Genomic DNA, 13,376 nt, shown 5'->3' on the forward strand with positions numbered 1-13,376 from the left:
CAGGGCGTTGTCGGGATCCGGATGGGCTTCGAGGAACAGCCCGGCCAGCCCTACGGCCACACCCGCACGCGCCAGCTCGGCTACCTGCTGGCGGCGACCGCCGGCGCTGTCGGCTCGCCCCCCAGGGCGCTGCAGGGAGTGAGTGACATCGAAGAAGACCGGGCAACCGGTCTGCTTCATGTCACCGAAGCCGAGCATGTCGACCACCAGGTTATTGTATCCGAAGCTCGATCCGCGCTCGCAGAGCAGTACGCGATCGTTACCGGCCTCTTCGCACTTGCGAATGATGTGGCGCATCTCGTGGGGCGCCAGAAACTGCGGCTTCTTGATGTTGATCACCGCACCGGTGCGGGCCATGGCCACCACCAGATCGGTCTGGCGCGCCAGGAAGGCCGGCAACTGGATGATATCGGCCACTTCGGCCACGGGCTCGGCCTGCCACGGCTCGTGCACGTCGGTGATGACCGGAACGCCGAATCGCGACTTCACCTCGGCCAGTATCTCGAGCCCCTTCTCCAGGCCGGGGCCGCGGAAGGAGTGGATCGAGCTGCGGTTGGCCTTGTCGAAGCTGGCCTTGTACACGTAGGGCATGCCGAGCCGGCGCGTGACGTCGACATAGGCCTCGGCCACTTCGAGGGCCAGCTCGCGGGATTCCAGCACGTTCATGCCACCGAGCAGCATCAGCGGCAAAGAATTGCCGGCGGTGAGGCCGGCAAAAGAGATATCGCGTTCAGGTATGGACATCGTCGTCACTCCTGGTGCGCGGTGTGGGCGCGGGTGCGCGCCGCCTTGTGCTCCAGCGCCGCGTTGACGAAACCGGTGAACAGCGGGTGCCCGTCGCGTGGCGTGGAGGTGAATTCGGGATGGAACTGGCAGGCCACGAACCAGGGGTGGTCGGGCAGCTCGACCATCTCCACCAGGGAATTGTCGACGCTCTTGCCGGAAACCACCAGGCCGGCTTTCACCAGCTCCTCGACGAACTGGTTGTTGACCTCGAAGCGATGGCGGTGGCGCTCGACGATCTCGTCGCTGCCGTAGGCCTCGAGCGCCCTGGTGCCGGGCTCGAGATGACAGACCTGGCCGCCCAGGCGCATGGTGCCGCCCAGGTCCGAGGCCTCGTCGCGCAATTCGATCTTGCCCTCGGCGTTGATCCATTCGGTGATCAGGCCCACTACCGGATGTTGGGTGTCGTGGGTGAACTCGGTGGAGTTGGCATCCTCCCAGCCGGCCACGTGGCGTGCGAACTCGATCACCGCCACCTGCATGCCGAGGCAGATGCCGAGGTAGGGAATGCCGTTCTCGCGGGCATAGCGGGCCGTCTCGATCTTGCCTTCCACGCCGCGCTCGCCGAAGCCGCCCGGCACCAGGATCGCGTCCTTGCCGGCCAGGCGATCGGTGCCGTGGCGTTCGATGTCCTCGGAGTCGATATAGTCGACGTTGACCTTGATCCGGGTCTGGATGCCGGCGTGGATCAATGCCTCGTTGAGCGACTTGTAGGCGTCGAGCAGCTCCATATACTTGCCGACCATGGCGATATTGATCGACTTCAGCGGGTTGAGCTTGGCGTCGAGTACGTGGACCCACTCGGTCAGGTCGGCCGGCTCGGCCTCGAGGCGCAGCTTGTCGCAGACGATCTCGTCGAGGCCGTGCTCGTGCAGCATCAGCGGGATGCGATAAATGGTGTCGGCATCCTGCAGCGGGATGACCGCGCGCTCCTCGACGTTGGTGAACAGGGCGATCTTGCGCCGCTCCGTCTCCTCGAGCTCCACTTCGCTGCGACAGATCAGAATGTCCGGCTGGATACCGATCGAGCGCAGCTCCTTGACGCTGTGCTGGGTCGGCTTGGTCTTCGTCTCGCCGGCGGTCTTGATGTAGGGCACCAGGGTCAGGTGCATGAAGAGCGCGCGGCTGGCGCCGAGCTCGCTCCTGATCTGGCGGATCGACTCGAGGAACGGCAGCGACTCGATGTCGCCCACGGTGCCGCCGATTTCCACCAGCGCCACATCGAAGCCCTCGCCACCGGCATAGACCCGGCGCTTGATCTCGTCGGTGATGTGCGGAATCACCTGCACCGTGCCGCCCAGGTAGTCACCGCGGCGCTCGCGACGCAGCACGTGCTCGTAGACGCGGCCGGTAGTGAAGTTGTTGCCCTGGGTCATCTTGGTACGAATGAAGCGCTCGTAGTGGCCCAGGTCGAGATCGGTCTCGGCGCCATCTTCGGTGACGAACACCTCGCCGTGCTGGAACGGGCTCATGGTGCCCGGATCCACGTTGATGTAGGGATCGAGCTTGAGCATGGTGACCTTGAGGCCGCGCGCCTCGAGTATCGCCGCCAGCGAGGCCGACGCGATGCCCTTGCCGAGTGAGGACACAACGCCGCCGGTCACGAAGATATATCGTGTCATGAAGAACCTGTCGAAACGTGATCATGAGGCACGACAGAAAGCCGCGCCAGGATGGGACGACAGCGTAGCAGATTACGACCAATGGCTCAATTTTGACGCCAGCGGAGCGGGACTCACGACCACCAGCGCGCCGTCTCGCCGCCCAACGGGTCGTGCGTAGGCCGCGTGACCCGGGCGATGCGCGCCACCGCCGCATCGTGCTCGGCGGGGTCGGCCCGCAGCAGGTCGAGCTCGCGCTGATCCTCGGGGTAGGCCGCCAGCAGCAGGAAGTCGTCGCTGGCCTCGAGGTGGCAGTGGCCGGTGCCCGCCGGCAGCACCAGGGCATCGCCGGTGCGCAACTCGACGTCCTCGCCCTGCTCGCCGCCCAGCCGCAGCTTGCCCCAGCCCGAAAGCACACCGAACGCTTCGTGGGCAATGGAGTGATAGTGGTGGTAGTCGTAGACGCCGCCGCGCCAGCTCGGTCGCCAGTCGTTGGCGCTGAACAGCGTCTCGAAGCGCGCGGCGATCGCTTCACGGTCGAGCACCGGGTTCACGCCGCGTGAGCGAAAGGCCAGTGTTGCCAGCCGGCTGTTGGGAATGCGCCCGTCATCGGCAAAGATCAGCCGCTCGGGGACAACCGGCTCGCCTTGCGCATCGGCAAGCCCCAGATCCATTCGCGTCTCGTCCATGATCGCTCCTCGTTGGTCTGTAATGGTCCTGCCAAGAGTCTAGAAAAAGAAACCGCAGGACGTAAACGCCCCGGCACTTGGCCGGGGCGAATCGTGTTAGCGGCTAACTGCTTGGCAGCGCTTACACGCCGAGGTAGTCGAGGATTCCCTCGCCGGCTTCGCGGCCCTCGAACACGGCAGTGACCACCAGGTCGGAGCCGCGCACCATGTCGCCACCGGCGAAGATCTTCTCGTTGGTGGTCTGGAAGGGGTAGGTGCCCTTCTCCGGCGCCAGCACGCGGCCGCGCTCATCGAGCTCGATACCGACCCGGTCGAACCAGGACGCCGGGCTCGGCTGGAAGCCGAAGGCGATGACCACGGCGTCGGCCGGCAGTATTTCCTCTGAGCCCGGCACCACCTCGGGGCGCTGGCGCCCGTTCTCGTCGGGCTCGCCCATGCGCGTGCGCACGACCTTCACCCCCTCGACCTTGCCTTCGCCGACCACCGCCACCGGCTGGCGGTTGAACAGGAATTCGACGCCCTCCTCGCGGGCGTTGGCCACCTCGCGCTTGGAGCCGGGCATGTTCTCCTCGTCCCGGCGATAGGCACAGGTCACCGTGGCAGCACCCTGGCGAATCGCCGTACGGTTGCAGTCCATGGCGGTATCGCCGCCGCCCAGCACCACCACCTTCTGACCTTCCAGCGAGACGTAGTCGGCGGGATCCTTCTCGAAGCCCAGGCAATGGTTGACGTTGGCGATCAGGTAGTCGAGCGCCTTGTGCACGCCGGGCAGGTCCTCACCGGGGAAGCCGCCGGTCATGTACTTGTAGGTGCCCATGCCGAGGAATACCGCGTCGTACTCCTCGAGCAGGGTGTCGAAGTCGATGTCCTTGCCCACCTCGACGTTGAGGCGGAACTCGATGCCCATTTCCTCGAACACCGCGCGGCGACGCTCCATCACCGTCTTGTCGAGCTTGAACTCGGGTATGCCGAAGGTGAGCAGGCCGCCGATCTCGGGGTACTTGTCGTACACCACCGGCCGCACGCCGTTGCGCACCAGGATATCGGCACAGCCGAGACCCGCAGGGCCGGCGCCGATGACGGCGACCTTCTTGTCGGTCCAGGTGACCTGGGACATGTCGGGGCGCCAGCCCATGGCGAAGGCCGTGTCGGTGATGTACTTCTCCACCGAGCCGATGGTCACCGCGCCGAAGCCGTCGTTGAGCGTGCAGGCGCCTTCGCACAGGCGGTCCTGCGGGCACACGCGGCCGCACACCTCGGGCAGCGAGTTGGTCTTGTGCGACAGCTCGGCGGCCTCGAGGATATTGCCCTCGGTGACCAGTTGCAGCCAGTTGGGAATGTAGTTGTGCACCGGGCACTTCCACTCGCAGTACGGATTGCCGCAGTGCAGGCAGCGGTGCGACTGGCTGGCCGCCTCCTGCGGCTTGTACGGCTCGTAGATCTCGCCGAACTCACGTGCACGCTTGCGGGCATCCTTCTTCTGCGGATCCTGACGCCCCACGTCGATGAACTGGAAGTCGTTTCTGGTCAAACGGTTGGCCATATTCGTATCTCCTGGAATCCGGCTCACTCGGGACGTCTGCGCGATTCGTCGAGCAGGCTGTTCAGGCTCGCCGCCTTGGGCTTGACCAGCCAGAAATGGCGGGCGAAATCGCTGAAGTCGTCGAGAATCTCGCGTCCCCGGGCGGAGCCGGTCTCGGCCACGAACTCCTCGATGGTCTCCCGCAGGTGACGCCGGTAGGCCTCCATGGCCTCGGTATTGACCCGATGGATCTCCACCAGTTCATGGTTGTAGCGGTCGACGAAGGAGCGATCCTCGTCGAGTACGTAGGCGAAGCCACCGGTCATGCCGGCACCGAAGTTGACGCCGGTCTCGCCGAGCACGCAGAGCATGCCGCCGGTCATGTACTCGCCGCAGTGGTCGCCGGCCCCCTCGATCACTGCATGGGCACCGGAGTTGCGTACACCGAAGCGTTCGCCGGCGGTGCCGGCGGCGAACAGCTTGCCGCCGGTAGCCCCGTACAGGCAGGTATTGCCGATGATCGCCGTCTTGTGGCTCTCGAAGCGGCTGCCGCGCGGCGGTACGATGACCACCTTACCCCCGTTCATGCCCTTGCCGACGTAGTCGTTGGCATCTCCCTCGAGATAGAGGTTGAGCCCCCGGGCGTTCCACACGCCGAAGCTCTGCCCGGCCACACCGGTGAAGCGCAGTGTGATTGGGGCGTCCTCGAGCCCGGCCTCGCCATAGTGCTTGGCCACCGCTCCCGAGGAGAGCGCAGGAACCGAGCGGTCGCAGTTGGTGATGGTGAATTCGAACTCGCCGCCGCTCTTGTCGGCAATGGCCTGTTCGATAGCCGCCAGCACCTCCTGGTTCTTGGTGCCCGGGTCGTGGGGCACGTTGCGACTCACCTGGCAGAACTGCGGCGCGTCGGCCGGCACGAAGTCGTTGGCCAGCAGCGGCGTCAGGTCGAGCCTGCGCTGGGAGGCGGTGTCGCCCTCCAGCACTTCGAGCAGGTCGGTGCGGCCGATCAGGTCGGTCAACTTGCGCACGCCCAGCATCGCCAGCAGCTCGCGCACCTCTTCGGCGATGAAGCGGAAGTAATTCTTGACCATGTCCACGGTGCCGCGGAAATGCTCGTCGCGCAGGTACTGATGCTGAGTGGCCACGCCGGTGGCGCAGTTGTTCAGGTGGCAGATGCGCAGGTACTTGCAGCCCAGCGCCACCATCGGCGCGGTACCGAAGCCGAAGCTCTCGGCACCGAGAATCGCGGCCTTGACCACGTCGAGACCGGTCTTCAGGCCACCGTCGGTCTGCAGGCGGATCTTGTCGCGCAGGCCGTTGATGCGCAGCGCCTGGTGCACCTCGGGCAGGCCCAGCTCCCAGGGGCTGCCGGCGTGCTTGATCGAGGTCAGCGGGCTGGCCGCGGTGCCGCCATCGTAGCCGGACACGGTGATCAGGTCGGCGTAAGCCTTGGCCACGCCGGTGGCGATGGTGCCGATGCCGGGCTCGGAGACCAGCTTGACCGACACCTGCGCCTCCGGGTTGACCTGCTTGAGGTCGAAGATCAGCTGCGCCAGATCCTCGATGGAGTAGATGTCGTGGTGCGGCGGCGGCGAGATCAATGTCACGCCGGGCACCGAGTAGCGCAGCCTGGCGATCAGATCGTTGACCTTGCCGCCGGGCAGCTGGCCGCCCTCGCCAGGCTTGGCGCCCTGGGCCACCTTGATCTGCAACACTTCGGCGTTGACCAGGTAGGCCGGAGTGACGCCGAAGCGGCCCGAGGCGATCTGCTTGATCTTTGAGCTGCGGATGGTGCCGTAGCGCGATGGATCCTCGCCGCCTTCGCCGGAGTTGGAACGACCGCCGGCCTCGTTCATGGCCTGGGCCAGCGCCTCGTGAGCCTCCGGCGACAGCGCACCGAGCGACATCCCGGCACTGTCGAAGCGCGGGAGCAGATCGTCGATGGACTCCACCTCTTCCATCGGCAAGGCCGTCTCGGCGGGCTTGAGCCCCAGCAGGTCACGGATAGTCGCGGCGGGACGCTCGTTGACCAGTTGGGCAAACTTCTTCCACTTGCGGTAGTCGCCCTCCTGCACGGCTTCCTGCAGCGACTTGACCACATCCGGGTTGTAGGCGTGGTACTCGTGATCGTGCACGTACTTGAGCAGCCCGCCCTGATTGATACCCTTGCGCGGCGTCCACGCCTCGCGGGCCAGCAGCTCCTGCTGCAGCTGCAGCTCACTGAACCCGGTGCCCTCGATGCGCGACGCCATGCCGGAAAAGCACAACTCGATCACCTCGGAGGAGAGCCCTACCGCCTCGAACAGCTGCGAGCCACGATACGAGGCCAGCGTCGAAATGCCCATTTTCGAGAGGATCTTGTAGAGCCCCTTCTGCATGCCCTTGCGGTAATTCTCGCGGGCGTCCGCCGGGTTGCCGGTGAGCTCGCCGGTGCGATGCATGTCGGCCATGACCTGATAGGCCAGCCATGGGAACACCGCAGTGGCGCCGACACCGAACAGCACCGCCATCTGGTGCGCGTCGCGCGCATAGCCTGTCTCGACCACGATGTTGGCACGCGGGCGCAGCGCCAGCTTGCCCAGGTGATGATGCACGGCTCCCACCGCCAGGGCGGCGTGGATCGGCAGTTGCCCCTGCTCCAGGTTGGCGTCCGACAGCACCAGGATCACCTTGCCGTCGTGCACCGCGGCCTCGGCCTGACGGCACAGCTCGACAAGCGCCGCCTTGAGCCCCATCTGCTCCGGGTCGTAGCCCAGACTCAGCCGATGATGGGAAAAGGTCGGGTCGTCCTGCTCGAGCAGCGCGGTGAACTTGCGCGGCGACAGCACCGGCGTGGTCAGGATGATGCGATGGGCATGCTCGGGCGTGGCCTTGAACACGTTGAGCTCGGCACCGATACAGGTCTCCAGCGACATCACGATCGCTTCGCGCAGCGGATCGATGGGCGGATTGGTGACCTGGGCGAATTTCTGACGGAAATAATCGGTCAGCAGTCGCTGCTTGCGCGACAGTACCGCCATGGGCGTGTCGTCGCCCATCGAGCCCACCGCCTCCTGGCCGCTCTCGGCCAGCGGACGCAGCACCTGGTCGCGCTCCTCGAAGCTGACCTGGAACATCTTCTGCCAGGTCTTGACCGCGTCGGAATCCATGTTCTGGAAGCTGGCAAGTTCGGTCAGCGCCGACTCCAGATAGTGCGCCTCCTCCTTCAGCCAGCGCTTGTAGGGATAAGCGGACTGCAGACGCTCGTCGATGTCCCGGGTGTGCAGCACCTCACCGGTATGAGTATCCACGGCCAGGATCTGGCCGGGGCCGACGCGACCCTTGGCCACCACGTCCTCGGGCTTGTAATCGTAGGTGCCGATCTCCGAGGCCAGGGTGATGTAGCCGTTCTTGGTGATCACCCAGCGCGCCGGACGCAGGCCGTTGCGGTCTAGCATGCAGATCGCCTGGCGGCCGTCTGTCATGACCACGCCGGCCGGGCCGTCCCACGGCTCCATGTGCATGGAGTTGTATTCATAGAAGGCGCGCAGCTCGCCGCTCATGGTCTCGACGTTCTGCCACGCCGGCGGCACCATCATGCGCACCGCACGGTGCAGCTCCATGCCGCCCATCAGCAGCACCTCGAGCATGTTGTCCATGCTCGATGAGTCGGAGCCCACGGTATTGACGATCTCGTCGAGCTCGGCAATGTCGGGCAGCCGCTCGTTGACGAAATTCTCCTTGCGCGAGTTCGCCCAGCTGCGGTTGGCCTCGATGGTGTTGATCTCGCCGTTGTGGGCCAGCAGGCGGAAAGGCTGGGCCAGCGGCCAGCGCGGCGCGGTGTTGGTCGAGAAGCGCTGATGGAACACGCAGATCGCCGTCTGCAGTCGCTCGTCACCCAGGTCCTGGTAGAAGGTGGGCAGATCGACCGGCATCACCAGGCCTTTGTACGACAGTACCTGCGACGACAGCGAGCAGACGTAGAAGTCCTCCTCGTCGCGCAGCATCTGCTCGGCGCGACGGCGCGCCATGAACAGATCGACGTCGAAGCGTGCGGCATCGCCGAGCTTGCCCGGCTCGACGAACAAGTGACGTATGCGCGGCAGGCAGGCACGCGCAATGGGGCCGCAGTAGGAGGGGTCCACCGGCACGTCGCGCCAGCCGCGGATCACCAGGCCGCAGGCACGCAGCTCGCCTTCGAGAATACCGCGCGCCCGCGCCTCCTTGGCATCGTCGTCGGGCAGGAACACTGCGCCCACGGCGAACTGCTCGCCCAGCTCGACGCCAAGCGCCTCGGCGGCGATTTCACGCATGAACCCTTCGGGCATCTTGAGCAGCAGACCGCAGCCGTCACCGGTCTTGCCATCGGCGGCGATACCGCCGCGATGGGTCATGCAGGTGAGCGATTCGATGGCGGTACGCAGCAGGTCGTGGCTGGCCTGCCCCTCCATGTGCGCGATCAGGCCGAATCCACAGTTGTCACGGAACTCGCCTGGATGATGAAGGCCTTGGTTCATGGGCGTGCCTCAGAGAATGGCTATTGACTACACGTCAGCTTTTATGTATTTTTACCGGTTTTCTTTTATTTAAGCTGCCAAGGGCAGCCTGCTGACGTCACGGGAAAAAGGACGCCCAGCATAGACACTTCCTACCCTGCCGCGCAATCTTCCCACCTCATCAAATCCCGCAAAACTCCCGGCAAATCCGCAACTTGCTGGACAAGACAAAGCAAAAAAAACCACCAGCTCAAGGACTTGCGCCACACGCAGGCGAGTTTCCGAAGCTCAAAAAGAAGAATAAGACTTTAGTCTAGTTATGCTCTTTTTCCCCATACCGATACTGCATGAGGCATGCGAATTTGATGCTGCATGCAGCAACAGGCGACGGCAGCCGGAGGCATAACGAAGAAAGGCCGCACGAAACGCTTCGTGCGGCCTGCATCGGGTGTCGTGCCAAGCAGCGGGGCGTGGCAGCGGGAGCGTGGCGCGTAATCAGCGCCGCGGAAAAGTCGCCAGCAACTCCTCCAGCACCGGCTGGGGCGTCTCGTCGTGAATCACGCCCCGGCCCAGCGCCTCGAGCAGGACGAGACGCAGGCGCGCGTCGACGTTCTTCTTGTCCAGGCGCATCCGGTCGAGAAAATCCTCAACCGTCATGTCGGCGGGAGCCGTCAGCGGCAAGCCGGCCGCCGCGATAATTGCCGCGGTACGCTCGACATCGGCTCGGGACAGCCAGCCGAGACGCTGTGACAGCTCAGCGGCCATCAGCATGCCCGCCCCTACCGCCTCGCCATGCAGCCAGTTGCCGTAACCCTGGTGCGCTTCGATGGCATGACCGAAGGTGTGCCCAAGGTTGAGCAGGGCACGCACGCCCTGCTCGGTCTCGTCCTCGGCGACGATGTCGGCCTTGAGCCGACAGCTGCGCTCGATGGCCCACGCCAGCGCCTGCGGCTCCAGCGCCCTCAGCGCCGACATTTCACCTTCGAGCCAGGCCAGGAACTCGGCATCGCGGATCAGTCCGTACTTGATCACCTCGGCCAAGCCCGCCGAGAGTTCCCGCTCCGGCAGCGTCAGCAGGGTGTCGGTATCGATCAGTACCGCGCGCGGCTGCCAGAAGGCACCGATCATGTTCTTGCCCCGCGGATGGTTGACGCCGGTTTTCCCACCTACTGAGGAGCCCACCTGTGACAGCAGCGTCGTCGGCACCTGGATGAAGGCCACGCCGCGCTGGTAGCAGGCGGCGGCGAAGCCGACCATGTCGCCGATCACGCCGCCACCCAGGGCAATCAGCGTACAACGGCGGTTGAAACCGGCCTCGAGCAGGGCATCCCAGATACGGGTCACGCTGGCGAACGTCTTGGTCGACTCACCGTCGGGCAGAATCAGCTCGCGCACCGTCAACTCCGCGGGGAGCCCCTCGCGCAGCCGCGCCAGGTAGTGAGGCGCCACCGTCTCGTTGGTGACGACCATGACCTGCTGTCCGGCCAGGTAGGGCGTGAGCCAGGCGGGGTCGCCAAGCAACCGAGGGCCGATATGGATGGGGTAGCTGCGCTCGTCGAGCGCCACCTGCAGGCTGCGCCGGCTCGAGGAGGGTTCACTCTTTGACATGGTTCAGGCCTTGGCTTGTAGGGGATCGACCAGCCGCTGCACGCGACGCACGATCTCATTGACCACCGCCCGCGGGCTGCGCCGGTCGGTGCGTACCACGATATCGGCCGTGGCGCGATAAAGAGGGTCGCGCAACTCGAACATCTCGCGCAGGACCTGCTCGCGATCGGGGCGCTGCAGCAGGGGGCGATTTCGATCCTTGGCGACACGCTTGAGCTGCTGCTCGACGGTGGTGAACAGGTAGATCACGCTCCCCCTTTCACGCAGGCGTCGACGATTCTGCTCGCGCAGCACCGCTCCGCCACCGGTGGCGAGAACCACGCCCTCGCGTGCGGTCAGATCCTCGATCATCTGCACTTCGCGCAGACGAAAGCCCTCTTCGCCCTCGACGTCGAAGATCCAGGGAATATCGGCACCACAGCGCGCCTGGATTTCGTGGTCGCTGTCGAGGAAATCACGTGAAAGCTCGGCCGCCAGAAGGCGGCCGATGGTGCTCTTGCCGGCCCCCATGGGGCCGACCAATATCAGATTGGGCAAATCCTGCATCAGCGAATCGCCAGGCCGTCCTCGAGTATCCGTGGAGTGATGAATACCAACAGCTCCACTTTCTGGTTGCTCGACTCATTGTACCGGAAAAGCCTACCCAGCACAGGCAGGTCACCGAAGAACGGCGTCTTGGCCAGACGGCTCAGTTGTTCGGTGGTCAGGATGCCGCCCAGCACCACCGTCTCGCCGTTGTTGACCAGCACCTGGGTCTCGATACGGTTGGTGTCGATCGGCGGCGCCTGCCCCGCCGCGGCCTCGCGGAAACTGTCGTTCTTGATCACCAGGTCCATGATGATGCGATTGTCGGGAGTAATCTGCGGGGTCACCTCCAGCGACAGCTCGGCCTCCTTGAACTCGGTCTGCGGCACATTGCCCTCGCCGATGGATTGAAAGGCACGCTCCTCACCCTGGATGATGGTCGCCTTGCGCTGGTTGGCGGTGATCACCCGCGGTTGCGAGATGGTCTGGCTCTTGTTCTCGCTCTCCAGTGCGCGCAGCTCCAGGTCGAGCAGGATATCGCCCGAGAGGTAACCGAAGCTGAAACTGGTCATGGGGTTGGCACTGCCCAGGTCGACTGCCAGCCCGCCGCGTTGGAAGCGGCTGCCCGTGGGGTCGTCGAACTCGCCGGTGAACTGCCCACGACCGTCGCGCTGGCCGGTGAGGCCGTCGCCGTAGCCGGCAATCGGGGTACCGGTGGAGGCGCCACCCAGGTTGAACCGGCTACCGCCACCGGATGCCCCCCAATTGACGCCGAGCTCCTGGGTCACGCCGTCCCGTGCGATGACGATACGTGCCTCTATCTGTACCTGACGCACGGCCACGTCGAGCTGGCCGAGCGTGGCGATGATCTCCTGAATCTGTTCGGCGGTATCCTGGATCAGCAGCATGTTGGTGCGCGCATCCACCGCCACCCGGCCACGCTCCGAGAGCAGGCCGAAGCCTTCGCCGCCGCGCAGCAACTGAGCCAGGTCTTCGGCCCGGGCGTACTTGACCTGAACGTACTCCGACACCAGCGGCGCCAGCGTCTCGGCCTGGGCTCGTGCCTCGAGCTCCTGGCGCTCTATATTGGCCAGCTCGCTGGCCGGCGCCACCACGATCACGTTGCCCTCCTGGCGACTGGCCAGGCCATGGCTCTTGAGCACCAGGTCGAGAGCTTGATCCCAGGGTACGTCCTGCAGGTTGAGCGTCACCTGGCCGGTTACGCTGTCGCTGGCCACCAGATTGAGGCCGGTGAAGTCGGCGATAATCGACAGAACCGAGCGTACTTCGATGTCCTGGAAGTTGAGCGTGATGCGCTCCCCGGTGTAGGGAAACTGCTGGCGCACGCGCTGCTCGCGCTCCTGCTGAGTGACGGGCTGGGCTTCGATGATGAGCTGCCGCCCGCTCTGGGTCGAAAGCATGGCGAACTCGTCGCTGCCTTCGATCTCCAGGGTGACCCCGTCGCGACCGGCACGCGGCGTAATACGTCGCAACGGGGTGCCGAAGTCGCTCACGTCGAGTACTTGATTGTGCGCTTGCGGCAGTTCAACCCCAATGAGCTCGGCCACGATGCGATTGCGGCCCGATTCTCGCACCCTGGTATCGACGCCGGCACGGTCGAAGGTGACGACCAGACGGCCCGCCCCCTCCTCGCCGCGACGGAAGTCGATATCACTGATGGTCGGCTCGGCGCTCGCCGTCGCTGCAGGCCGGCCAGGAGTCGCCGGCTCGGTGCTCGCGACCGAGGCGGCCCCACTGCCGCCAATGGCCAGCCTCAGACGGTCGCCCTGCTGCACCGTGTCATAGGGCAACGGGCCTTCCATGTTGAAGACCAGGCGCGTGCGCGATCCGGCCTCCAGCGCCGTGACCTGCTCGACCCCACCGACACCCAGGTCGATGCGGCGATGCTCCAGCGCATTGGCCGTGTCCACCAAGTCAATGGTCAGCCGCGCCGGCTCGTCGAGCCGATAGCCGCGGACTTCCGGCACGCCCCCGCTGAAGGTCAGGTCGACCAGCAGCTCACCGCGCTCGCCCTGGCGGAAGTCCAGATCGGTCAGCGTGGTCACCGCCAGGGCAGGCATTGCCGCCAAAGCCAGGCAGAGTACCGTCAATGTGCGAATCACTTGTTTCATCGTTGCCCCTACTCCTGCCTGTTGCCAGTGCCCTGCCACAA

The 13,376-nt window shown here is 65.2% G+C and carries 8 protein-coding genes; all 8 read right to left on the reverse strand.

From position 1 onward, the window contains the following. Positions 1-744 (reverse strand): 3-deoxy-8-phosphooctulonate synthase (gene kdsA, locus HBJ55_RS06625; RefSeq protein ID WP_167112321.1); only part of this gene is annotated, 744 nt, incomplete at its 3' end. Between the two features lie 5 nt (positions 745-749). Then, positions 750-2,405, reverse strand: a complete 1,656-nt coding sequence (pyrG, locus tag HBJ55_RS06630; RefSeq protein ID WP_167112324.1) for a CTP synthase — start codon at positions 2,403-2,405, stop codon at positions 750-752. A 113-nt stretch (positions 2,406-2,518) separates the two neighbouring features. Further along, positions 2,519-3,073, reverse strand: coding sequence for a cupin domain-containing protein (locus HBJ55_RS06635; protein ID WP_206022292.1), 555 nt, complete (start codon positions 3,071-3,073; stop codon positions 2,519-2,521). Between the two features lie 121 nt (positions 3,074-3,194). Then, a complete protein-coding gene (locus tag HBJ55_RS06640; RefSeq protein WP_167112326.1) occupies positions 3,195-4,616 on the reverse strand; it encodes an FAD-dependent oxidoreductase in 1,422 nt (473 codons plus the stop codon). Between the two features lie 23 nt (positions 4,617-4,639). Continuing rightward, on the reverse strand, positions 4,640-9,091 hold the full coding sequence (gene gltB / locus HBJ55_RS06645; RefSeq protein WP_167112328.1) for a glutamate synthase large subunit: 4,452 nt from the start codon (positions 9,089-9,091) through the stop codon (positions 4,640-4,642). Between the two features lie 474 nt (positions 9,092-9,565). Next, positions 9,566-10,678, reverse strand: coding sequence for a 3-dehydroquinate synthase (gene aroB / locus HBJ55_RS06650; protein WP_167112330.1), 1,113 nt, complete (start codon positions 10,676-10,678; stop codon positions 9,566-9,568). A gap of 3 nt (positions 10,679-10,681) precedes the next feature. Continuing rightward, complete coding sequence (aroK, locus tag HBJ55_RS06655; RefSeq protein ID WP_167112332.1) at positions 10,682-11,224, reverse strand: shikimate kinase AroK; 543 nt, start codon at positions 11,222-11,224, stop codon at positions 10,682-10,684. Next, positions 11,224-13,335 carry a type IV pilus secretin PilQ gene (locus HBJ55_RS06660; protein ID WP_167112334.1) on the reverse strand — a complete coding sequence of 704 codons (2,112 nt, stop codon included), beginning with the start codon at positions 13,333-13,335 and terminating at the stop codon, positions 11,224-11,226. The genes aroK and HBJ55_RS06660 overlap by 1 nt, the downstream gene beginning before the upstream one ends. Positions 13,336-13,376 lie beyond the last annotated feature (41 nt).

This window comes from Billgrantia bachuensis (assembly GCF_011742165.1).
GTDB classification, from domain to species: domain Bacteria; phylum Pseudomonadota; class Gammaproteobacteria; order Pseudomonadales; family Halomonadaceae; genus Halomonas; species Halomonas bachuensis.

Bases quoted from the DNA above. Each gene is read 5' to 3' on its own strand.
- aroK (WP_167112332.1), bottom strand. From the start codon at position 11,224: ATGCAGGATTTGCCCAATCTGATATTGGTCGGCCCCATGGGGGCCGGC.
- aroB (WP_167112330.1), bottom strand. From the start codon at position 10,678: ATGTCAAAGAGTGAACCCTCCTCGAGCCGGCGCAGCCTGCAGGTGGCG.
- HBJ55_RS06640 (WP_167112326.1), bottom strand. From the start codon at position 4,616: ATGGCCAACCGTTTGACCAGAAACGACTTCCAGTTCATCGACGTGGGG.
- HBJ55_RS06660 (WP_167112334.1), bottom strand. From the start codon at position 13,335: ATGAAACAAGTGATTCGCACATTGACGGTACTCTGCCTGGCTTTGGCG.
- pyrG (WP_167112324.1), bottom strand. From the start codon at position 2,405: ATGACACGATATATCTTCGTGACCGGCGGCGTTGTGTCCTCACTCGGC.
- gltB (WP_167112328.1), bottom strand. From the start codon at position 9,091: ATGAACCAAGGCCTTCATCATCCAGGCGAGTTCCGTGACAACTGTGGA.
- HBJ55_RS06635 (WP_206022292.1), bottom strand. From the start codon at position 3,073: ATGGACGAGACGCGAATGGATCTGGGGCTTGCCGATGCGCAAGGCGAG.